The 25,325-nt window shown below is 59.2% G+C and carries 8 protein-coding genes (1 of these 8 running past the window's edge); 4 read left to right on the top strand and 4 right to left on the bottom strand.

All coding sequences use genetic code 11. The features are described 5' to 3' along the window. From KR51_RS09355 to KR51_RS09340, 4 genes are all read right to left on the bottom strand, one after another. On the bottom strand, positions 1-2,664 hold a 2,664-nt coding region (locus KR51_RS09355), incomplete at its 3' end, for an ATP-binding protein (RefSeq protein WP_022607096.1). 575 nt (positions 2,665-3,239) lie between these two features. Beyond that, positions 3,240-4,547, bottom strand: a complete 1,308-nt coding sequence (locus tag KR51_RS09350; RefSeq protein WP_022607094.1) for a recombinase family protein — start codon at positions 4,545-4,547, stop codon at positions 3,240-3,242. Then, complete coding sequence (locus KR51_RS09345) at positions 4,544-4,966, bottom strand: VOC family protein (RefSeq protein WP_022607093.1); 423 nt, start codon at positions 4,964-4,966, stop codon at positions 4,544-4,546. The genes KR51_RS09350 and KR51_RS09345 overlap by 4 nt, the downstream gene beginning before the upstream one ends. Positions 4,967-5,245: 279 nt before the next feature. Continuing rightward, a complete protein-coding gene (locus KR51_RS09340) occupies positions 5,246-6,280 on the bottom strand; it encodes a succinate dehydrogenase/fumarate reductase iron-sulfur subunit (protein WP_022607092.1) in 1,035 nt (344 codons plus the stop codon). Positions 6,281-6,855: 575 nt separating this feature from the next. Between KR51_RS09340 and KR51_RS09335 the strand changes: the two genes are divergently transcribed. The 4 genes from KR51_RS09335 to KR51_RS19620 all read left to right on the top strand — a co-directional run. Next, a complete protein-coding gene (locus KR51_RS09335; RefSeq protein WP_022607091.1) occupies positions 6,856-7,263 on the top strand; it encodes an AbrB family transcriptional regulator in 408 nt (135 codons plus the stop codon). Positions 7,264-7,558: 295 nt separating this feature from the next. Next, the gene (locus KR51_RS18850; RefSeq protein ID WP_156915057.1) at positions 7,559-7,708 is read left to right on the top strand and encodes a hypothetical protein; all 150 of its coding nucleotides are present in this window, start codon (positions 7,559-7,561) and stop codon (positions 7,706-7,708) included. A 45-nt stretch (positions 7,709-7,753) separates the two neighbouring features. Then, complete coding sequence (locus KR51_RS09330; RefSeq protein ID WP_022607090.1) at positions 7,754-8,377, top strand: CPBP family intramembrane glutamic endopeptidase; 624 nt, start codon at positions 7,754-7,756, stop codon at positions 8,375-8,377. 849 nt (positions 8,378-9,226) lie between these two features. Continuing rightward, positions 9,227-25,325, top strand: partial view of a CARDB domain-containing protein gene (locus tag KR51_RS19620; RefSeq protein ID WP_022607089.1) — the 5' portion only. Its footprint extends 24,089 nt past the window's final position; only the first 16,099 of its 40,188 coding nucleotides appear in the window; the start codon lies at positions 9,227-9,229; the stop codon falls past the right edge of the window.

The raw sequence follows: 25,325 nt of genomic DNA, 5'->3' as shown, positions 1-25,325 counted from the left end.
GCCCTTCATCAGTTCCACCAGCGATCGCGCGATCGCCAATCCCAAACCCGTTCCGGAGTAGCGGCGAGTAGTAGATTGGTCGATTTGGCGGAAGGCTTCGAAAATCTGCTCCTGTTGCTGCTCGCTCATACCGATGCCAGTGTCGCGTACTGATATTTCAATGGTTGTGGGGTCGGGCTCGCTCAAGAGGACGCAGATGCTTCCATATTCGGTAAACTTCAGCGCGTTGGAGAGTAAGTTGACCAACACCTGGCGCAGGCGAGCACTATCGTTAACAATTTCCGCATCAACCAGCAACGAGTGCAGTTCGAGTTGCAATTGTTTTTCATCGGCGAGCGAGCGCAGCTCTTCGAGAGTTTTACTGACTAGCAAGTGCAGGTCGACAGGTTCCGGTCGCAACTCCAACCGACCGACTTCCATTTTGGATAGGTCGAGGATGTCGTCGATGAGTGCCAGCAGCGACTTGCCATTGCTGAGGATGCGGTCGAGCATCTGCACTTGCGATGCAGCAAGGCTACTTGCTTGACGCAACAGCAATTGCGAGAAACCGATGATGGCATTCATCGGCGTACGCAACTCGTGGGACATCGTGGCAATGAACTGAGATTTGAGGCGGGCGGCTTCTAGCAAACGGATATTTTGCAACTGGATATGGCGCTGTTGGCGCTCGAGCTCGGCATTCTGTGCGGCCAGTATCTGATTCTGAGCTTCTAGTCGCACTTCCCGCTCTTCTAGAGTTTCGATCAAGCGCGCATTGTCGATCGCGATCGCGGCCTGTTTGCCCACGGCCAAGAGCAAATGGCGGTCCTCCGGTGCAAAGGCACGATCGGCGGCATCCCAGCTGCCTACAGCTAGAACGCCCAAGCGACCCGACTGTGCGGACGCGATCGGTACGGCGAAGATGCACTGAGGGAAACCACTACTGGGTTCGGTGATAATCGGTTGGGGCTGACCGCCGGCAAAGACGCGATGCAAGACACCGCCCTCTCGAGCCAACGCTGCCGTCAAGCGCAAATTGTGGGTGCCCGCGCCCGCCGCTGCTGTCAAGCGCAGGTGGCAATCGCGATCGCCGCAGAGAGCGATGAAGCAAATCTGCGCGGCATCGACGGCCTCGCAGGTGGCTTCAACCATGACCTTTAGCAATTCGGGTAGGTCGCTCAGGCGTTGATTGAGTAGGTTGGTCAGTTCTTGAAGAGCGTGTAATTGCTGCTGCTGCCCGCTGAGGATTTGCAACGCTTGGCGCAAGCTGTCGCCAGCAGCCTGAGATTCCTCGAACAAGCGGGCATTGTCCAATGCCAGGGCCACGCGCCGCGCCAAGTCTTCTGCGAGCAACAAGTCCTCGCGAGTGTGGTACCGTCCGGAGCTGCCGCACGCAAATGTTAGAGCCCCCAAGATGCGATCGCCCGCCTGCAAGGGCACGCAGAGGTACGAGCGATCGCCCAAATAGGTCAGCCGCTCCCGGTAAGCGCGGGTAGAGTCGAGCTCGCCGATAAGACCTGCAGCTGCATCGGAAAAGTCAGATGCTGCGTGCGGCTTTGATGCACTGCGCTCTTCGTCTCGAACCAGGAGTGCTTGCGAGCAACCACTGCGTGCCACGACTGAAGCTAGGTCATCGACTCCTAAGTCATCGAGATCGCGCTGCATCTCCCAGACCGCCTTGAGGCGATCGGGATCGACATGAGCGGCAGCCGTACGCTTGAGGGTGCAACCAGACGCGACGGTGCTGCTCGGAAATAGGTCGATCGCCGACCAGTCGGCCAGTTGCGGTACGGCAAGCTGCGCCAGATCGTTCAACATCGTGCGGTAATCCAGGGGCGATACAAGCAGCTCGCTGGCTTCCGCCAGAAAACGGGTCCGTGCCTCGGCTCGCTGACGTTCGGTAATGTCGATAGCTACGCCGGATAGGCGGTAAGCCTTACCACCAAGGTCGCGCTGGGCTTTACCGCGTACGATGCAACAGCGTTCGCTGCCGTCCGGACGGCGCACGCATACTTCGATTTCGAATCGATCGTCGGTTCCGTCCAAGTGGTTGCGGATCGCCCGTGCTAGCCGGACGCGATCGCGTCTCCACAAGCGCGCGCGCACGCGATCGATGGCTACCAAATCTGTGGCCGATTGCAATCCCAGAATGGTTTGCAATCGCGGGTCACAGTAAGCCACCTCCCCAAGATTCCAGTCCCAAAACCCTTCGTTGGAACCGGTCAAAATGAGGCGGTAACGTTCCTCGCTCGCGCGGTAGCGCATATCGGACTGACGGGCAGCGCGCTCGGCACGATGAATGCGGACGGAACGGTTGAGACTGCAGACAAGCGAGTTCGGCGCGATTCGTGCCTTGGGGAGGAAATCGAGCGCCCCTGCGTTTATCAGGTCGGCCACCACCTTCTCTTCATGCTCATCGACCAACGCGACGACCGGGACGTTACTCCCGATCTCGTCGAACGCAGTCAAAGCCTCGATAGCGCTGCTGTCAGACAAGTGACCGGCAAGCAACAAGCACTCGATCTCGGAATGCGTGCCGAGATACGCCCGCGCCTCGCGAGCCGATGCGGCTTCTAGGATGGCAATATTGCCCGCAGCACCCTGCAGCACGCGACATATTGCCAGACGTTCGTCAGGGTCGCTGGCAACGAGCAAAATAGTGAAGCAGGCTTTAGAGCGGTCCATACAGCTCGGGCAATCGATGGACGGCTGAGGGAGTGACGATCGGTATCTTGCCCTCGACAATACAGATTCCGAGAAAACTCAGAGGCTACTTAAACGCACGAGGCTCGAACGACTTCCGCACGGTTGCCGGGCGGGACAGGGATCGCCTTAATTTAAATCGAACTGGAGACAGATTATTGCGTTAGGTGTCACTGCGCTAGGTGTAACTCTTTAATGATGGGAGGCTGAAAAGAAGTAAGGGCCCCTTGAAATTTTGCCGGATTGTGGCGGAATGGCAGCGGAATTGCCCGTGCTGCGGTGCCGACCTTCGGTCCTAAGCGAATTATTCGAGGTGACCTGAAGCAAATTAGACTCCTTACCCTCATAAAGCAGGATCTAATCGGCAGATAGTGAGGATTACGCTGATGCTATGGAACGGAAGGAGCCTATGCAGCTTCGCAAGCTTTCCCCTCAATAACAAACGCGCAGCTGCAACCGCAATAAAATGTTTCATAATACCCAATATTTCAGATTGGGTGAGTTTTGCCCTCCCCCTGCAGGCAAACACTGACAAGCTAAACGTCTTATTTCTGCATTCAGAATACAAATGCGAGGCGCAGTTCCCACACGCCCGATTCGGGGCGAAGTACCTCAATATGACGGAGAAATTCTCGCAAATAGAATCGGCGCTCGGTTTCGGATAGGTCGTACCAAAACTGCGGCAGGGCTACCTCGCGCGCGATCGCGCTCAGGTTGGGCGGTGGTAGTTGGGCGCGTCGGTCGTAGAGTGCGGCAATTTCAGCGTGCAACCGAGCGCGTCGCAGGGCAGCGGTGTCGGCATCCAGAATCTCTTGCTGCTCGAGGACGGGGAGTTGCGCAAGCGCCTGCTGCTTGCGCTCCACCTGAGCGGCAATCGCAACTTGCAGTGCTGCGGTGTCCGGTGACTGCAACTGCGCTATAGCTGGCGGCAACTCTTCGCAAATTTTGACGATCGCGCGATCTAGGACGGCTTGGTAAGGCAGCGAGCGGCACGTTGGCTGCCGCGGACAGCGGGCAGCCCTGAGATAGAGGTAGGCTTGCTGGCGGTTGCGTCCCTTGACTCGAGCAATGCCGAGTCCTTGCTTGCAGGTGGAACAGATCACCAAACCCGCTAGTGAGTGGGGAGCGCTAGCAGCGCGCGGCGGCAGGCGGCGATTGCGCTTCATGAGACGATCGATTTGCGCGGCCTCGTCGCGCGACAAAATTGCAATGTGGGCGTCCGGGACGATCTCGCCGGTTTTGTAAAGTAGATCGCCGCGGTACACCGGATGCGTTAGCCAGCGCCGCCCAGTTGCTACGGAGATTTTTTTGCCGAACTTAGCTTCCAGGTAGCGCACCGCACCGCGTAGCGATCCATATAGCAAGAAGCGATCGCAAAATTCCTTAACGACCGGAGCCGTGCTGCGATCGAGTCCGTAGCGATCGCGTCCACGTCGGTAACCGTAAGGCGCTTTCCCTGGCGGCGGCTGTGCTTGCAAGCGGCGGCGCGCATGTCCCCGGAGGAGCTGCTGGCGTTTTTGCTCGTCCTGCCACTGGGCGATCGCCGCGCGCGTTGCCCTGTCGCCAAGCGGCAGCTTGCGGACCGTTCCGTCCGGCTCCAAAAGGGCTAGCGCTACTCCGCGGAGGGTCAACTGCGCGATCGCGGCGTCAACTTCGGCAGCGGACGTTCCGAGTTCGCTCGGGGAACGAACTAGCACGCAAGCGGGGGGCTCGCAGTCGCAAGCTGCCAACACCTGCTGCCACGCCGAACGCTCGCCCCAATCCTCGTATAGACCGGCAATCTCAATCTCTTGGGTCGATGGGAGTACCGACTGGGTCGAACTGTCTAGTAGGGGGTCGCGGTAGCTGTAGGCGATTGCCTTCATGCTGAAGTTTGGGGACGAGCGCGTGAATTGGTTGACGCCGTCGTCGATAGCGGCTCGCGAGCCAGAGCAAGTTCGACAATATTACCGTCGGGGTCGCGAACGAACAAAGCGGCCCGCCCCGATGCACTCGGTTTTACCTCGTAACCGTATTCAAACAACCGCGTGCGTGCGGCATCCAGGTCATCCACTGCCAACGCTAAATGCGGATTGCGACCCCATTTTTCGGGGTTTTCCAGCGGTTGCACGTAGTCATCGCGAACGATAAGGTGCAGTTGCAACGTACCGATTTGGTACCAAACACCGGAGAAATTCAACGGGCGCGGAACGCAAGGCAACCCCAAAACGCGGCCATAAAACCTATCTGCGCGTTCCAGGTTGCTGACTAAAAGCGCGACGTGCTGGCAGTTTAGGACATTCATTCGGACAGTCGCTCCGATTGGTGAATGCTGTTCGACATCGATTTCAACATATATATTCAACATATAAATTGTCTCGCACGCACTTGTCCGCCGCTCTGAGCCCTGACAAGTGGTGGAGAATACGAGCTGCTCTCATACTTTTTATGTGGCGATCGGGACGCTCAAGAGTCATAACCAACTCTCGGAAGTAATGCGACAGATGCCAGATCGGGAGCTTTCGATCCTAGGGATTCTTTACCTCATCTGTCGTAGGCATTGTGAAAATTAGTATCTATTCGGCTATTTATCGTCTGGGGTTGCGGATGGCAGGTCGGACTGAGTACGAACCGTCTCGATCAGCGCGCGGACTTCTGAGGCTCCCTGTGACGGTTCAAAGAGAAGAGGGAATTTGCCGCTTGCTAGCATTCGCAATCCCAAGGGCACCAAACTTGCCAGTCCTGCGACATCGCGAAATCCGTTTCCAACAACTGCCAACCCAAACTTCCGTTCGTCGATCCAACCGCCTCTCCCAACCAATTCCACCAGTACCTTGCGATGGCGGATCGAACGGCTGGCACTTGCATCTTTGCGAGCCAAGATCTCCTGCTTGATTTCGCCGATACGATCCATCGGTGCAACGCCCATTGGACAAACTTCATTGCACATATAGCAGCGCGTACAACCCCACACGCCGCCAGTCCCTTCATTGCATTCTTCCAGCCGTTCTTCCACGCGGGCGTCGCGCGAATCAGCCGTCATGCGTCTTGCCTTAGCTAATGCGTGCGGGCCGACAAAATTCGGTGCAACCAACTTGGCATTGCACTCGGAATAGCATGCCCCACACATGATGCAGTTCCCCGTTGCATCCAAGCGCGATCGCTGCTCGGGAGTTTGCAAAAATTCGCGCTCGGGGACCGACCGGCTGCCCGTGCTGACATAGGGATCGACTGCTTCAAGATCGTCCCAAAACGGTTGCATATCCACTACTAAATCGCGGATGACTGGTAGATTACCGAGCGGTGCGATCGCGATAGTCGGCAAGCGGTTTTCCCGTTCCAAAGTTCGGTCCGCTTGCTGACTCGACTGCTGTCGAGCCAGCACGCTTGCTAGTTTTTCTTGACAGGCCAGACCGGAGCGGCCGTCTATCCGCATGCCACAGCTACCGCAGATCGTGTTGCGGCAGTTTTTACGAAAGGCAAGGCTGCCATCTTGCTCCCACTTGATCCGATTCAGACAATCCAGAACTGTTTGCTCGGGATCGGCTTGCAGAGAATAGGACTGGACCTGTGGGGCAGCGTTTTGCCCTTGGCGCAGGATTTCAAACCGAACGTCCATTGGGAACACACAAATATCTTAATAAAATTCCAAGGAGCGGCGACTTTGATATGACACGCTATCATCAACGACAATCGCCGAAAGGGATGATTACTAGTTTACGACACCCCTGACGGGCTCTTGTCCGGAGATTGCGGTGCGCGATCGAGCTGCCATCCATCTACATAATGCAACCCTCGTCTTTTCCCCAACCGTTGTTGCAATTAGCCGCAAAGGGGGGCTGAATTTGCCAAGAGAGCATCCCTGTCTCGTACATCCTGCATCTGGCAGCATCACTCCAAGGCTAAAGGCGTCGATCTCCAACGTCCAAATACTGTCTCTATATAAAAAACGGCACAGAAGAAAAAACGATCGCAGCACTTTCCAACAAACCCCTCTCGGCAGCTGTAAACGCTAGTACCGAGTACTGGCACAACGCCTAGGAAAAAATTCCGATATCTCCACTATCTGAGAACTTTTTTCAGAGTCTTGCAGTCAAATGAGCATGATCGACGATATATTCTTTAATAGGCCAAACAAGTGGCAGGGAATATGCCTCGTTTGCAGGAGATATTGCAAGGAGCTGTGGAAAGAAGATGACAGAAGCACCCACCCCGCTAACAGGAAGAGCGCTGCTTCAAAAAGTAAAAGAGCTCGCTCACCTGCCGCGCCGGGAAACAGCCCGCCGCTGCGGTTACTACACGGTAACCAAGAATAATCAGGTGCGCGTTAACCTGACCGATTTTTACGATGCCGTCCTTGCCGCTAAGGGTGTTCCACTCGATCCCGAAGGATCGAAGGACGGTCGCGGTCGCGAGCCGACATACCGGGTCAGCGTTCACAAGAACGGTCAGATCGTGATCGGTTCTACATACACTGAAGCAATGGGACTCAAGCCGGGGGATGAGTTCGAGATCAAGCTCGGCTATAAGCACATCCGTTTGGTGCACATCGAAGGCGATGGTAGCTTAATGGAAAACGGAAAGGCTGACGAGGACGAATAAAGTTCGGTAGCATTTGTTCTGCTGCGCTGGCTCATTCCCGGATTGTCGATTCCTCGTCTCACTTGGGTCCGTTGCCGGGAAGCAATCGCCACCAACGGGAGCATATTGTTGTTTCACAACTCCGCAGGCGTCGCAGGAGCTGTTTTGGGTGCTTTTGCACGCCTGCTGGAAATGCAAATTGGCATCGGTGTTGCTAAAGGTCTGAGCTTTCGGAAATCACTTTCTGCGAGCGCGTGTTAACTTGGATTTCCTTCAGTTGCTGCCTTCTGAATTAGTTCGAGGTGTCGCGAGCGATTTGCCAGTAACCTTAAAGGTTCTGGCATTTTTCTCGGCATGGGTATTGCTGTGGCTGCCCTGCGTTTTGCCGTTCGCGATCGCTTGGCAGTGGCTTCCAGGGCAATTTCTCCCCGCTCGTCGCAAGCTTACTCTGCTCGCCATGCTGTAAGTTTGGACGCTCCCTCTAGTTGCATTTGCTGCCTGGCTGGATGGCGTGGAACTGTCAGAGTACGGCGTGTTGCGATCGCCAACGACGGTAGGGTCAGTTGCAGTCGGTCTCGCACTCGGGGCAGCCGGGACGATCGCAACTGCGCTCGTGCGGACGACATGTGGGTGGGCGCAGTGGCAGCCAACCCAGGTGCGATCGCTAGTGGTTGTGGCGCCCTTATTACTGCTGGTAGCACTCGGCGTAGGTGCTGCTGAGGAGCTAGTGTTTCGCGGTTTCTTCTACACGACAGTACTAAGTACGTCTTCGGTCGCGATCGCATTGGGGACGACTAGCGCAGTGTTTTCGCTGTCACATTTACTCTGGGACGGTCGGGAAGGGATCGCACAGCTACCTGGGTTAACTCTTATGGGGATTGTGTTGGTGCTAGCGCGCTGGAGTAACGGGGGCTCGCTCGGGTTGGCAGTCGGACTGCACGCCGGTTGGGTGTGGGGATTAGCTTGTCTCGACAGCAGTGCCATCGCAGTCGAAACCGATCGCGCCCCACGATGGGCGACGGGTGGTGTGAGGCAACCGCTGGCCGGCGCGCTCGGCATTATTTGCTTGCTGCTGACCGGTGCCTGCCTGGGCTGCTGGCTGGTGATTCATCGCATCCCAGATGTTCTGATTTAGCAGGGCGTCCGGTCGACCAACCTATGGTAAAAGGCGACGAACATCTGAGGATTTACCCATACGCCATAGGGATTGATAGTCGTTTGAGTTGCCAGATAAAGCAGCTCGACCCCAAACCTTGCTAAAGGCGATACACCGTTTGCCAGGGGTCGATACGCTATTCTCCTCAACCGCAGTCGCAATAGCAGGGTGCAGTCGATGGGGTTGCCTCGGATTCGACTCTTGAAGCACTGATAGTGCAAGCCACACTTTTCCGGGGTCACTTCCCGGTAAAACTACGGAATTTCCCAGTGCCGTGAGCATACCGCTCTCACCTCATGCACGTACAATTAGGCCTGGTAAATGGTGGGGACGAACTCCATCCGGGTTATAGCAACAGTAAACCCGGAATAGTCTGACATGGCCGAGATCGGAAACACCGCGCATTCTGGATGCTGCTGACGCAACAAGCATCCCCTCTGCTGCTTGGGGTGAGCTCACAGCCATCTCCCACTAAATGTACTGCAAGCAAAACAGCCGCTCGCAGTCGTTTGCAACCGATTCACGGGTAGCATTAATCGTTTGAATCGAGACTGTTCAGTAATTCCACGCACCATCCCTTCAAATGCAAAGAATTACTTATGTCTTCTGGAAATAAACCTATACAACTACTACAATACCGCTTGTGTAACTTCACGCATCCGCACTAGCGTGTGCCATTCGGACCGTTGCCTTGCATGCAACGTGGAAACTGAAGGGTTGCGCTGTTAGTGCTAACTTTGGCAACAAAATCGACACAAACATTATGTATGTTTATTGCTGTTGATTTGCATTTGTTGCCATTGATTGCAGTCTCGGGGCTCTCAGGGTATGGATACGGTCGATTTTCAGCTGCTGACGCAGGACTGGTTGGATGACGCTGTTGGCGGGTTTGCTAAGGACTTCGAGCCACAGCCTCACGAATTCGATAGGGCTCCGCTGCTAACAAGTGCTGACATCGAGCCGCTGGTCGAGGCGCCCGCGAGTCTCTTGCCAAACGCTCCGGCCGGGCTGGCGATCGCCTCCGAGCCTGAGGGTGGGGACGCTCTCTTCTTTGCCGCAGCCAATGAAGAGATCTCGTCCGAGCCGACAATTTCCGTGACGGGCGTGACAGTGAGGGGCACGCTGAGTTGGGACGACCCTTACGACCCCGCCCGCGGTGACAGATTCTTCGACGATTACGCGCTTGTCGATACAACAGTCGGGACGTACGTGACGATCGAGATGAATGCAGAGGGTTTCTACCCATACCTGCAGCTGATCGATGCCGACACGGGCGATCTTGTCATTCAAGACGATTATTATGGTACGGGTCGAAACTCGCAGCTGATCTTTGCGCCCCAACCCGGCATCAACTATTTAGTGCGGGCTTCGAGCAGCGGCAGAGATTCGACCGGCGAGTACACCCTGCAGACGTTCCAAGATAATATCGCCGTCGAGTCGACGATCTCCGCGACGGACGAGACGGTGACGGGAACGCTAAGTTGGGACGACCCGGATAACCCCACCCTTAGAGGCAGTTTTCGCGACGATTACGCGGTTGTTGATGTAATAGTCGGTACTGAAGTAAATATCTTGCTGACTGCGGCGAGCTTTGACGCGGTCCTTCAGCTGATCGATGCCGACACGGGTCAAGCCATTGGGGGAGGTCCAGATGTAAGTTATCAAGGCTCTGTTTCCAAATCACTGCTGAGCTTCTACCCACAAGCCGGCATCAACTACTTAGTGCGGGCAACAAGCAACTTAAGCGGTTCCACCGGTGCGTATACCCTTCAGACTGGTGCAGGTAATGCCAACTTGCGGGTTGAGTCGGCAACAGTAGTTCCAGAAACGGTAGTCCGTGGCGAGAGATTTGAGCTCTCCTGGACGGTCGTGAATGACGGGACGGACCCGACCTTGTCAAGGGGCTTAGAGGGATGGGTTGTGCCGTGGAGGAGGGATAGCGTTTATCTCTCCGACGACAAATTCCTCGACACCTCTGTCGATACATACGTTGGCAATGACGGAGGTTGGTCTTACCTTCTGGCACCGGGGGAGAGTACCACCCTAAGCCAAACATTCGAGCTGCCTAACACTCCCACGGGCGATCGTTACCTGCTAGTCGTGGCAGATGCCGGCAACAGCGTTGTCGAGACCGACGAGACCGATAACGTTTTAGCGGTGCCCATATCGATTATCGCTCCAAACCTGACGGTGACTTCAGCAAACGCACCGACTCAGGCGGCTGTAAAAGAGCGCATCGAGGTGTCGTGGACTGTCGAGAACGCGACCGCGGTCGATACTTTTAGCGATTATTGGAGCGACTACCTTTACTTATCGGCAGACTCCACGTTCGATCGCTCCGATGTCTTTGTTGACCGTTTAGCCGGAAATTGGCTGGCAGCTGGTGAGAGCTACACCATTACCGAAAGAGTCAGGCTTCCGAATGTCACGGCTGGGAGCTACTTTTTGCTCTTCGTTGCCGATCCTAATAACAGCCTAGGCGAAACCGACGAGTCGGACAACGTTTTAGACCTGCCAATAGAGATTACCGTCCCCGATCTGACGTTTGTGTCGGCGACCGCGCCCGAGGGCGCTGCCTTGGGCGAATCGATTGAGGTATCGTGGACGGTCGAAAACCCGAGTGCGATCGATGCCTTCGGCTCTTGGGAAGACCGCGTCTTCCTATCGGACAATTCGGTATACGACAGTGCAGATGCCTCCGTCGCAACATTCAGAAAGAGTTCGCTGGTGGCTGGCGAGAGCTACACGCGAACTGAAACCGTCACGCTGCCGAGTTTCGACGGGCCCGGCGACTACTTCCTGCTGTTCGTCACGGATTCCTACGATTCCCAGGGCGAGACTGACGAGCGCAACAACGTCTTCGCCCGGCGCATCGAACTTACGGCTCCCGACCTAGTCGTAACGCAAGTCCAGACTTCTGCCTCGGTTACCGTGCGCGACAGAGTGTCGGTGAGTTGGACTGTGGAGAATCAAGCCGACGTGACGGCTAGTGGCAATTGGTACGACTCCCTCTATCTGTCCGACGACTCAGTCTACGACGACTCTGACACCCACCTTGCTGACGCCAAGACAAATCCGAGGTATTCGGAGTCACTGACGCCCCTGGCAGCTGGCGAGAGCTACACCAACACCCTAACCCTCGAAATCCCCAATCGTCGCCTCGGAGAACACTACCTGCTCGTCTACAGCGATCGCCGCAAAAACCTAGGTGAGATCGACGAGACAAACAACATTGCGGCCGTAGCTCTTTCGCTGACGGCTCCCGACTTAACGATTGCATCGGTCTCGTCACCAGCAACGGCTGCAGTGGGCGAATCACTTACCCTCTCTTGGAAAGTCGAGAACCAAGGCTACGCGATCGCCCCCGGCAACTGGTACGACCGCGTCTTCCTCTCCCACGACCCAGTCCCTGGCAACGATCGCTGGCTCGGCAGCTGGTACCCCTCCGATGGTGACTCGCCGCTCGCGGCAGGCGAGAGCTACGAGCGGACCGAAACCGTCACGCTCCCGGCTGACGAGGAGGGCGAACGGTACTTAATTTTCTACACCAATCACAACGGCTATCAAGGTGAAACGGACGCGACCAACAACACCGTCATCGTGCCGATTCGCATCGAGGGTCCCGACCTGACGGTGACCGACTTGACCGCCAGCGCTTCTGAGGTCAGCTCCAAGCAGGCGATCGACGTGAGCTGGACCGTCACCAATAACAGCACAGTTACGGCATCTGCTTACTGGTACGACCGCATCTATCTCTCGGGCGACGCGGTCTACGACACCTCCGACGTGCAGCTGGCTTATTCCGACATCAACACCGAAACGCCCCTGAACGGCGGCGATAGCTACACGCAGACCACAACCGTCAGGCTGCCTGATGCTGCTGGCTTGCGCTATTTACTGGTTTTCACAGACCGCTTCGTCGACCAAGTCGAAGCTGATGAAACTAACAATGTCGCCGCCATTCCGCTGAACTTCGACGGCACCGGTCCGGACCTAATTGTCACTGATGTTACGGGCGTGGGGTCAACGGTCGTCCCTGGCGAGTTCCTAAACTTGAGCTGGGCGGGGACTAACCAGGGCATTACCGCAGCCGCCAACTACGGAATTTACGACGACATTTACCTCTCAACGGATGCGGTCCTCGACAGCAGCGATCGGCGCTTGGGCAGGAAGTACATCGGTCAGGATTTGAACTCCACTCCGCTCGCTGTAGGCGCGACTTATAGCACCACCGAGGGCTTTACCCTGCCAATCGACATCGAGCCCGGAGACTACTACCTGCTGGTGGTGGCAGACGGGCGTGCTGATGAAGTGGAAACTGACGAAGCTAACAATGCTTTCTCCCTGCCGGTCCAAGTGCGCGTCCCCGATCTAGTCGTCACAGATGTTTCAGTAGCGCCCGCCGCCGCCACCCGCGAGCACATCTTGGTGTCCTGGACGGTCGAAAACCAGGGCGACATCGCTGCACCCTTCAACTGGAGCGACTCCCTCTATCTCTCCAGGGATGAGATCTACGACCCCACCGACACTTACATAACCGACTTCTCTGGGGGCTCACTGACATCGCTGGCTGCCGGAGCGAGCTACAGTCAGGTCCAAACCGTTGTCCTGCCGAATGTCGAGCCGGGGGCCTATTACCTGCTGGTCTACAGCGATCGCAACAATAAACTGGGCGAGCTAGACAAAACCAATAACACACTCGCGCGACCGATCGCGATATCGGTACCGGACCTGACGGCAACGGACCTTAAAGCACCTGCTACGGTTTCCCTGCACGAGCGCTTCGAGGTCACCTGGACGGTCTCCAACCCTAGCAACACGCTAGCAGCGAGTGGTTGGAGCGATTACTTCTACTTGTCCGAAGACGAGGTCTTCGACGCTTCCGACCTGTACATCACCTCCTTCACGACGACGGGTGAAGAGGTCCCACTGGCGGACGGCAGCAGCTACACGCGCACCGAGAGGTTAACGATTCCCAACGTCAAACTCGGCAATCGCTACCTGCTCTTGGTAACGGATGGAGCCGCAGAGCTGCTCGAACGCGACGAGACCAACAACAACCGCGCGATCGCGCTGACATTGACGGCTCCAAACGTCGCTCCCGACTTGACGATCGCGGCCGAGGTGACGGCAGGCGACTTGTTGACGGGCGGACCGCTGACGGTGAACTTGACGACGACGAATCAAGGGACGGTCTCCGCCAACTCAGATTGGTACGACCGGATTTACCTCTCGGACGACCCGATCTTCAACCAAAACATCGACCGGTATCTGTGGGAGGGATTCCGAGATACGCCCTTGGCAGCAGGGGACAGTTTCTCGCGCACGATCGACTTTCTGATCGACGGCTACGTTGACAGCACGGGGAACGACTCAGTCGAACTGCCGAGCCACCTCGTCGGGCAGCGCTACCTAGTATTTGTCACTGACGTCTATGACGATCGAGGCGAGATCCTAGAGACTAACAATACCTTTGCACTGTTGGTGGACTTCGGCGGGCAAGGTGCGGATGCGGTTATTACTGAGGTATCGGCACCAACCTCAGCCGCACTCGGCGAACGCATCTACGTTAGCTGGACGGGACAAAATCAAGGTTCCGCACCTACGAGCCGCTCTGGATTGAAGGACTACGTGTACCTGTCCGACGATGCGGTCCTCGATGACGGCGATCGCCTTCTAGACGACCCCTACACTTATTTCCCCGACAGCAGTCTGGCTGTTGGGGAAACCTATCGGGGCGAGCTGATTCTGAGGATCCCAAGCGATGCCGGGACGGGCGATCGCTACTTGCTGTTCCTAGCCGATGCTTTCGACAGTTTAACCGAGGTTGATGAGGGCAACAACGTCTTCGCGCATCCGATCGCGATCGCCGCGCCAGATCTGGTTGTGTCGGAGGTGACGGTCCCTAGTTCGGCCTTCAGAAAGCAGCAAATAGAGGTCTCTTGGACGACGAGAAATGTCGGTGAAGTTATAGCCATAGATACATGGTACGACCGGGTGTATCTCTCGACCAATGCAAGCTACGACAGCAGCGACACTCAACTTGCCTCGCTTTATACCAACTATTTATCGCCGCTCGCCACCGGCGAAAGCTACAGGGTCGATCAACTATTACGGGTTCCGGCGGTCGATTACGGCACCTATTACTTGTTGATCTTCACCGACCAAGGCAAGAACCAAGGCGAAAGCAACGAAACCAACAATCTCGTTGCCGTTCCGATCGCGATCGGCGCAGCCCAAGCCGACCTGACGGTGACAGCAGCAACGGCCCCCGCAGCAACCACGATCGGTGAGACGCTGGAGGTGTCTTGGACGGGAATCAATCAGGGCAACACGACCGCCGCCGCCACCTGGTTCGATGCCGTGTATCTGTCAGCAGACGCGACCTTCGATGCGGGGGACACGTCGCTGTTGAGCCAGTCGCTGGCCGGACTGACGCCGCTGGCAGCTGCTGCCGAGTACGACTTCACGCGCTCGCTGACCCTGCCGCAAAACCAGACTGGCGATCGCTACTTATTATTCGTCGCCGATGCGGGTGGCGATCTAGCTGAGGGCAGCGAAACCAACAACGTGCTGGCCCTGCCGATCGCAATTGACGCCCCAGACCTGACCCTCAGCGCTGCCAGCAGCTCCACCGCAAGTGCCGCCTGGGGCGAGACGATCCAGGTATCGTGGACGGTCGACAACCTCGGCACGCCGGGCGCATTCGCGAACTGGAACGACCAGATTTTCCTCTCCGACGACGCGGTATTGGACGACACGGACCGCTTCCTGCTGTCCCTGGCTGCCGGCCGCACGCCGCTGGCCGGCGGGACGAGCTACGCCCGCACCGATATCGACGTGGCGCTGCCGGAGTACCTCGGGGCGGGAGACAAGTACCTGCTGTTCGTCGCCGACGCCAACAACTTGCAGGGCGAAACCGATGAGAGCAACAACTGGTTCGCCGTACCGCTGGCGTTGAGGGCCCCGAACCTGCAGGTCGGCGCCCTCAACGCACCAGCTACTGCTGCCTGGCAGGAGGCGATCGTGGTGTCTTGGACGGTCGATAATGTCGGCGACGGGGACGCGGTTGCTAACTGGCAAGACTATTTCTATTTATCGACCGATACGACCTTCGACAGCGGCGATATCTACTTGGGCAGCACCTCGACCTCAGCGCAGACCCCGCTGGTAGCCAACACGAGCTACACGCGCGATCGCATGCTGACGATTCCGAGCTCGACTGCACCCGGCAACTACTATCTACTCGCGCGCACCGACGGCAACGCCCGCCAAGCCGAAACCGACGAATCCGATAATGTGAGAGCAACGCCGATCGCGATCGGCGCACCGGATTTAGTGGTGTCCGCGCTGAATGCTACGGCGACGGGCATCCTCGGCGAGACGATCGGCATCGAGTGGACCACAGACAACATTGGGTCGGGAGCGGCCGTCCGCAGCTGGACCGATACGCTTTACCTATCCTCCGACGAGATCTTCGACGACGACGATATTTTCCTAGCCAACACGTACGTCACCGACCCGACCCCGCTGGCGGCTGGCGATCGCTACACGCTGACGCGCGACGTTACTCTCCCCAACGTAGCGTCCGGCGACTGGTTCGTGTTGGTTGTCACCGATCGCCTTCAAAAACAAACCGAATTAGACTACGGCAACAACACGCGGGCGACCGCGATCGAGTTGGGCGCGCCGAACCTGACCGTCAGCGCGGCGACGGCACCCACCAACATCGCCAGCGGAGCGACGGTTGACGTCGCCTGGACCGTCACCAACCAAGGCACCGATCCCGCGCCCGCCAACTGGCAAGATGCGGTCTACTTCTCCAACGACCCGGTCCTCGACAGCAGCGATTTGCGCTTGGCAACCATCACCGTCGACGCGCAGACGCCGCTGGCGGCGGGAGCAACCTACGACCTCGAGGCGGCGGTGACTGTGCCAGCCTTGACGGAGGCAGGCACCTACTATTTCTTATTCCAGAGCGATCGCGCCAACGCTCAGGGCGAGAGCGACGAGAGCGATAACTTGCTAGCCATCGCCACCACCATCGTCGTGCCGCCTCACGCCGACCTGGTCGTCGAAGCCATTTCTGCCCCGAGCGTCGCCCTCAGCGGTGATGCCATCGACCTCAGCTGGCGAGTTCGCAACCAAGGTCCTGACGCAACCGATACGGCTAGCTGGCACGATCGCGTCTACCTCTCCACCGATCTGAGTCTCGATGACGGCGATACACTCCTCGACACGGAGGTGCATACTGGCGCGATCGCGCCCGACAGCACCTACACCGCCACGACGACCGCCACGCTGCCAAACGGTATCGAAGGCACCTACTACGTGCTGATCGCCGCCGATGATAGCACCCAAGTCTTCGAGTACCGCTTCGACAGCAACAACGTCGGTGTCTCCGAGGCGATCGCCGTCACGCGCAAGCCCGACCCCGACTTGCAGGTGACGATCGCGACCGCACCCGCGATCGCGCAGCCCGGGCAGAGCCGCGTTGTCGACTGGACCGTCAGAAACGTCGGGGTGGGCGTTGCTGTCTCTGACTGGGTCGATCGCGTCTACATTTCTGCCGACGGCACGCCGTCCAATGCCACGCTGCTGGCAACCTTCCCGCGCGTCCTCGACCTCGCCCCCGGCGAGAGCTACAACGGCACTGCCGATGTTGTTATCCCCGAGTACGCTGACGGCAGCTACACGATTTTCGTCGTTACCGACGCGGACGCAGAGGTGTTCGAAGGCGAGGATGAGGACAACAACCGCACCGCTGCCGCTCCGACGCAGCTGGTCCACGCCGACCTAACCCCGACGATTTCGATCGCTCCGAGTACCGCCATGTCCGGCACGACGATCGCGCTCGACGTCCTGGTGGCCAATCAAGGCACTGCCGAGGCGTTGGGCAACTGGAGCGATCGCGTCTACCTCTCCACCGACGAGCGCTTCGACAGCAGCGATCGCCTGCTGCTCGAAACCACTCACATCGGTCCGCTGGCTGCGGGCAGCAACTACACGCAATCGCTCGACGTGGACCTACCCATCCACGCGCGCGGTCCTCTGTACTTACTCGTCGTCACCGATGCTGCTGACGACGTGGTGGAAGTTGCCGATGAGAGCAACAACGTAGTAGCAACGGCGATCGCGATCGAACTCGCGCCTTTTGCCGACCTCGCCGTCGCAAACGTTACCGCTCCTGAGGTGACGATCGGCGATCCCGCTCGCGTCACCGTCACTTGGTCAGTTACGAATGAAGGAACGGGAACCAGCAATGTCGATACCTGGATCGACCGCATCATTGCCTCCCGCGACAGCATTTTTGGCAACAGCGACGATCGCGTCTTAGCAGAATTCGAGCGCGCTGGCCCGCTGGCACCTGATGAGAGCTATAGCCGCAGCGAAACCTTCTACCTGCCGCCCGCTTTCGAGGGACGCTACCAGCTGTTCGTCCAGACCAATGCCGATGGTGCGGTCTTCGAAGACGGGCTGCTCGACAACAACGCTGCTGCCGCACCCAATACCTTCGACGTCGCGCCGAGTCTTTACGCCGACCTCATCGTCCCCAACATCAGCATCGCGTCGGATGCACAAAGCGGCAACACCTTGGCCGTGTCCTGGACCGTTGCCAACCAAGGTATCGGGGTGACGAGCACGAACCTGTGGAACGATATTGTCCGACTGGCAACCGACCCGCTCGGCGAGAATGTCATCGCGACGCTGACGGCCAACGGCGACACCGCCTTCGAGCACTTTGGCGCCCTCGCCCCGGGCGCGAGCTACAGTCGCTCGGCGAACGTGACGCTGCCCTTCGGACTGAACGGGACCTACTACATCGTCGTCTCCACGGGCGGTGGTCCCTACGAGTTCATCTACACCGACAACAACAAAGCCGTCTCCGAGGCGGTGAACGTGGCCTTCACGCCCGCACCGGACTTGGTCGTTGCCGACATCGACGCACCATCACTGGCGATCGACTCCGGGCAGCGCATTGACGTGAGCTGGACCGTGGAAAACCAGGGCGGTGGCGACGCGATCGGCACCTGGCGCGACCAAATCTACCTGCAGCCAGCAGGAAACCCTAACGGCAGTCGCATTTATCTCGGCGGCTTCACCTACAGCAACGGGCTCGACGCCGGCACGTCTTACGATCGCTCCGAACAATTCCTGGTGCCCTCAACGGTGCAGGGGCTGTTCCAGGTGGTCGTCGAAACCAATACGACGCGATCGCTCTACGAAGGCGGAGCGACGGGCAACAACAGCGCGACCGACGACAGTGCGATTACGGTGACGCTGCCGCCGGCGCCCGACCTGCAAGTCCAATCGCTGAGCGTGTCGCCAGACGTTGATGCGGGCGGGACGGTTTACGTCGAATTCGTCATCATCAACCAAGGTATCGTCGGCACGGCAACACCACGCTGGAAAGATCGCGTCTACCTGTCGCTGGATAATGCCATCAGCGACGACGACTTACTGATCGGCAGCCTCAACAACCAAGCCGCGCTCGGTTCCGGGGAAAGCTACCGTGCAGAAGTAGAGGTGTCTCAGGTTCCACTTCGCTTCCGCGGACCGATCTTCGTTATCGTCCACACCGATGTCTACAACCAAGTAGACGAGAGCGATAACGAAGGCAATAACATCTTCGCTCAAGAGATCTTTGTCGATCCCCTGCCGCCGGCCGACTTGGTGGTGAGCGACGTGGTTGCCCCCGACCAAACCTTCGAAGGCAGCCGCATCGAAGTCCGCTACAAAGTCAGCAACCTCGGCATCGGCGAAACCGATCGCGACTCCTGGCAAGACGCCATTTGGCTGACGCGCGATCGCAACCGGCCCTCGGCCCTGACCCGAGACACGCCGCCCAAACCCAACGACATCCTGCTCGGCGTCTTCAGCCATAGCGGTTCGCTGCAGGTTGGCGAATTTTACGAGCGTACCGTCACCGTCACGATTCCGCGCCAGATTACCGGCGAATGGTACGTCATGCCCTGGACCGACTTCTACAACGTCGTCACCGAGGACACTCTCGACATCAACATCAACCCGGACGACCCCAACGAAGTCGATAACAACAACTACAAGGCGCGTGCGGGCTCGCTCGGTCCGACCACCGTGCTGCTGACACCGCCGCCGGATCTCGTCGTCACGGCGGTAGACCCGACAGCGATCGGCACGGCCGGCGACACCTACACGGCGAGTTGGACGGTTACCAACCTGGGTCGGAACGACGCCGAGGGCTCTTGGATCGACACGGTCTATCTCTCGGACGCGCCGGAGCTGGGCGTGCTGGGGGCGAAGGTCTGGGAACTCGGGCGCTTCGTTCGCGAGGGCGGGCTGGCCGCCGGTCAGAGCTACACCCAGACCGTCGATATCGCCCTGTCGCCGGCAACGGTCGGCACCCACCTGATCGTTGTGACCAACAGCGAGTTCCCGCCAGCCTGGGAAGGCCCGTATACCGACAACAACGAAAATTCGGCCCCGACGCTAGTAACCAACACCGTTGCCGATTTGCTCGTGACCGACGTGACGGTCTCTGCCCCTAACGATTCGGGCGAGTTTGCCACGGTTGCCTGGACGGTTGAAAACCGGGGGGCAGATGTCTGGAGCGGCACGCGCTACTGGCAAGACACGGTTTATTTCTCCGCCGACCCGACCTTCATTCCCAGCCCCGACCGCATCACAAAGCTCGGTAGTTACACTTATGCGCCGGAGACCATTTTCGCCGCGGGCGATCGCTACACGCGCGAGGAGGAGATCCGCTTGCCGAAGGGGATCGGCGGCGATTTCTTCATCTACGTCATCACCAACGAAGCAATCTTCAAACGCAGCAGCCTGCCGACCGGCGGCCCTAACACATACTTCTACGAATTATTCACCAGGAACGCCTACGAATACGGCTTCAACAACCTCAACTCCTCGCCGATTCCGGTCATCTACCGCGAGCCCGACTTACAGGTTGCCGACCTCGTCGTCCCCGCCAACTCGGTACTCTCCGGCAGCGAAATCGAAGTGACCTGGACGGTCAGCAACGAGGGCAACCGCGACACCCGCGAAGGTATTTGGTCCGATCGCGTTTACTTTTCGCGCGACCCGTCCTTGGACTTCCAGGACATCATCCTCGGCGAGTTCGAACGCAGCGGCGGGCCGCTAGCTGAGAGCGACTCATATACGCGCACCGCTAGGGTGCAACTGCCCGATGGCATCGAAGGTGACTTCTACCTCCTGGTCTTCACCGACGCCAACCTGGTCGACCGCAACGATCGCCGCGTCAGAAAACTCGGTTTGCCAGATGACGCCAGCATCTTCTACGAAAGCTCCCAAGACCCCAGCACCCCCGCGCGCGTGCCGGAATTCCGAGGCGAGGGCAATAACATCACCGCCGCACCGCTCGCGATCGAGTTGAAGCCGTCGCCGGACTTGCAAGTGACAGACATCGTCATTCCGGAGCGAGCGATCGTCGGTCAGGAATTCGAGGTTGCCTACACGGTCACCAACCGAGGAACGGGCGACACCTTCCCCGGCGAGAACACCTGGCAAGATCTGGTCTACCTCTCGCGCGACGAGTTCCTCGATCGCCAGAGCGACTACTTCATCGGCTTGTTCGATTACGACAGAAGCTTCGCTGGCTACCAGAACGGCTTGGCGGCCGGCGCGAGCTACACCGCCACCCAGCGCTTCCTCAGCCCGACTTATCTGGAAGGTCCGTTCTATGTCTTCGTGCTGACCGACCCGCCGTCGTTAGACCTCGATCGCGATCGCCTCACGGGTCTTGTCTTTGAGGGCGACTTTGAGTTCAACAACGCCACGCCCAGCCCACAGCCGCTGTTGCTGGAGCTGCCGCCGCCGGCCGACTTGCAGGTCGATACCATCGAACTCCCGGTTTCGGTGCAGGTTGGCAACTCACTCTCCGTTGAATGGACCGTTACCAACTACAGCGAGTTCGAGGCGCTCGGCAGTTGGGAAGATGCCGTCTACCTCTCTGAAGACAACGTTTGGGATATCGAAGACCGCTTACTAGGCCGCGCGACGCGAACGGGTTCGCCGCTGGGCACGAATGAGTCCTACACGCTGAGGCTAGAGGCAACGCTGCCGCCCGTCGCCCCCGGGACGTATCGCGCGATCGTGCGTCCGGACATCTTCAACCAGGTCCACGAAGCCGAAAACGAGGCCAACAACCGCACCGCCTCAGCCGATACCCTCAACGTCACCGTCGAGGAAATTCAGCTCGGCGTACCGGTGGACCTGGCACTGAGCACGGGCGACGTACGCTTGTTCCAAGTTGAGGTCGGGCTGGGCGAAACCTTAGAAGTGACCCTCGACTCGTCCGACGACGACGCTGCCAACGAGGTGTTCGTGCGCTTCGGACTGCCCCCGACCGGCACGGAATTCGACGCCAGCTACGATGGCAAGCTCGCCGCCGACCAAACGGCCGTGGTGCCGACGACCGAACCCGGCACCTACTACATTTTGGTGCGCGGCTTCGCGCAGCCCGCGCCCGACACGACGACGACGCTGCTGGTAGACGTGCTGCCCTTCGCGATTACCGACGTGCAAACCGATCGCGGCGGGGACAGCCGCTACGTCACGGTCGATATCTTCGGCGCACAGTTCCACCCCGATGCCGTGCCCAAACTGGTGCGTCCCGGCATCGCCGAATTCGAGCCGGTGGATTGGGCAGTCTTCGACAGCACCTGGATTCGCGGCATCTTCGATCTCACGGACGCAACCCACGGCTTATACGACGTGAAGGTGGTGAACCCAGACGCGGAAGCCGTTATTCCCTATCGCTATTTGGTGGAGCGCTGGATTCAGCCGGACGTCACCGTGGGCGTGGGCGGACCGCGGGTGTTGGATCTGGGCGAAGTGGGCACCTACGGCGTCTCGGTGCAAAGCTTGACCAACATCGACACGCCCTACGTCTTCTTCCAGTACGGCGCCCCGGAGCTGGATGTCAACGAGTTTCTCTACACCTTATTCGACGAGGAAACGCGCCAGCAAGCGTTTGAAGAAGATGGCATCGAGGAGTTGCCCTACGTTACCTTCACCTCCAACCTGCGCGGCGCGCCGGAAAACGCCCGCAACAACGTGTCCTGGGCGAGCTTGCGTTCGGACCTCAACACCACGGGTACGATCTTGGCACCGGGTTACATCGTCGACCTCCCCACGGGCGGATTCGTAGGGCGTAGCTTCAACCTCCAGACCTATCAGGGCTTCCCACAGCTGTTCGCGATCGAGCCCGATGTCTTTGACGAAAAGCTCGATAAACGCGGTCTGGACGATCCGAAAATTGCCTTCGCTTTCCACGTGCTCGCGACGGCAACGGCGCTGACCCGGGACGAGTTCGTCGCGCAGCAAACGGCCGAAGCCGAGCGCCTGCGCCAAGCCGTCCTCCTCGACGATACTGCCTCCACGAGCCTCGTCAACCTGGCCGCCGATGCCGACACCTGGACCGCTTCCTACCTCGCCGCGTTGGAAGACGCCGGTCTGCTGCGCCCCGAGAACGAAGCACCGCCCGTACGGGAAAATCCATTGGTGCTCAGCCTGATGGCGACCTTGGCGACCGGTCTGCTGGTGGGCGCTGGCGGCGAGCAGATCCTCACCGACGGCGACCTGCTGGGCTTCTTCGAGCAGCTGCGTCGCTGGTACGGAGACGACCCCAACCTCATCGACCCCAACGCCTTCCTCGGCGACCCGCGCATCTCGCCGGCCCCGGACCTCGCCCCCTACGACCTCGGGCTGACGGCACCCACCCACAGCCTCGCCTTCAACATATACGTGCCTTTCGGTAAGGCACAGGTGGACCTGCCACCGTACGTCGAGGTGCCGCCGCCCAACTTCGCCCAGTTCCTCAACCTCGCTGGCGGCGAGAGCGAGCGGGTCTTTTTAAGCGGTCCAGTGGGCAACGGCACCGACAATTTCGTGCCGGCAGAGACGCCCCTGCCCTATACGATCCGCTTCGAGAACGCGTCGACTGCCAGCACTGCCGTCAGCGAAATTCGCATCGTCAGCGAAATCGACCCCGACCTCGACCCGCGCACGTTCACCCTCGGCGACCTGCGCCTTGGGGACATTCAGGTCAGCATGCCACGCGATCGCGGCGTTCTCCAAAGCGACTTCGATTTCGTCGACGAACTCGGCTTCATCCTGCGGGTCAGCGCCGGGCTCGATCCACTCTCGAATACGGCGTCCTGGCTGCTGCAGGCGATCGATCCCGATACCGGCGAGGTGTTCCAAAACCCCGACTTTGGCTTGCTGCCGCCGAACGATGCTAATGGCGCGGGCATCGGTTTCGTGACCTACCACATCGAAGCGTCGTCCGCAGCCGAGACGGGTGCCGAACTCGACAGCACCGCGCGGGTCATCTTCAACACTGCCGCACCGAGCGACACGCGCGTCGTCACCAACGTGCTCGATGCCGTCGCGCCTACCACGACGCTGACTGTCACGCCGTTGGTGCCTGGCGGCAGCGACTTCGAGGTGGCGTGGACCGCCATCGACGATGAGGGCGGCTCGGGCGTACAGCACGTCACGGTGTACGTTGCCGAAGACGGCGGCGACTTCACCATCTGGCAGCAGCGCACGACCGAGACCGCCGCGATCTTCCCCGGAGAAGCCGGGCGCAGCTACGAGTTCCTGGCCGTTGCCACCGACGCGGCCGGCAACCAGGAGACGCCCGACGTCAGCCGCGCCGTGCCCGACGACGGTTCGGCCGTCAACTTAGGCAATCTACCGACCGTCGAACGCACCGGCGCTCCACAACTGCTGCCTCCGCCAGCGGTCGTCGCGCCGATCGTTAACCTGCTGTTCCCCGAATTGCTGGAGCAAATCCCCGGGACGCAGCCCGACGTCGCGCGCTCCGAGTTCGCCCAAGTTATCACACCCTTCACTGCCCAAGCCTTTGCCACCGGCATCCCCGGCAGCCATGCCGAGATCGCGCCCCTAGCGATCGCCGTCCTCGACGACGGCTCGGTTATTGCCAGCGGCGGGCAGAACCGCGGCGCGCTCTATCGCATCGACAAGCTGGGCGGCGAACTGGAAGCGCCCTTCGCGACGCTGCCCTATCCGGTATTCGATCTGGAATTCGACTCGGATGGCAGCCTCTGGGCGACCACGGGCGGCGGGCCGCTGCTGCAGCTCGACCCCGACACCGGCGCGATTCTCGGCGAGTTCGGCAACGGCATTACCCAATCCCTGGTGATCGCCGCCGATGGTCTCGTCTACGTCTCCTCGAGCGAGGGGGTGGAAGTCTTCGACCCCTCAACGGGCGCGTTCAGTCTCTTCAGCGACCTGCGAGTGGGGAATTTGACGTTTTCGCCTGACGGCGAGCTCTGGGCAGCGCTGTGGCCCGAGCGCGGGCAGGTGGTGCGCTTCGAGGAGGACGGCGACGCCCAGTTGATGCTGGACCTGGAGTCGCCAGTAGATTCGCTGGCCTTCGGCTTGCCCGAGACCGCGCTGGCGGGTTTGCTGTTCGTCTCCAACAACTGCGATGCCAAGGGTCACGGCGGCGACTTGCTCGCCGTAGAGCTGGCCTCCCTCCGCGTGGCACCCATCGCAAAGACCGGCAGCCGCGGCGACACCGTCAAGACGACGCCGGACGGGCGCATCTTGCTGAGCCAGTCAAACCAAATCGACGAGATCGCCCCGATTCGCCTCCCCGAGGTCGCCTTCACGACTCCGGCCCCAGATGCGGAAGTGGCGCTGCCGTTCGAACTCGTGACCGTCACCTTCGACCAAAGCATGTTCGCGGGCGACGCAAGCGATCCGGCGTCGGTGTTGAACCCCGACAACTATCAGCTCGCGGGCGAGGCGAGCGGCATCCTGCGCCCGCAGTCGGTGAACTACGAAGCGGACGCCAACAGGGTGTTGCTGGAGTTCGGAGCGCTGTCGCCGGACCGCTACGAGCTGCGGATCGAGTCGGACGTCCGGAGCAGCTCGGGCTTTA

This window comes from Rubidibacter lacunae KORDI 51-2, assembly GCF_000473895.1.
Classification (GTDB): Bacteria; Cyanobacteriota; Cyanobacteriia; order Cyanobacteriales; family Rubidibacteraceae; genus Rubidibacter; species Rubidibacter lacunae.
This window is presented reverse-complemented; position numbering and strand designations above follow the sequence as displayed.

Coding starts and splice junctions, on each gene's coding strand:
- KR51_RS09350 (WP_022607094.1), bottom strand. CDS start 4,547: ATGAAGGCAATCGCCTACAGCTACCGCGACCCCCTACTAGACAGTTCG.
- KR51_RS09345 (WP_022607093.1), bottom strand. CDS start 4,966: ATGAATGTCCTAAACTGCCAGCACGTCGCGCTTTTAGTCAGCAACCTG.
- KR51_RS09340 (WP_022607092.1), bottom strand. CDS start 6,280: ATGGACGTTCGGTTTGAAATCCTGCGCCAAGGGCAAAACGCTGCCCCA.
- KR51_RS09335 (WP_022607091.1), top strand. CDS start 6,856: ATGACAGAAGCACCCACCCCGCTAACAGGAAGAGCGCTGCTTCAAAAA.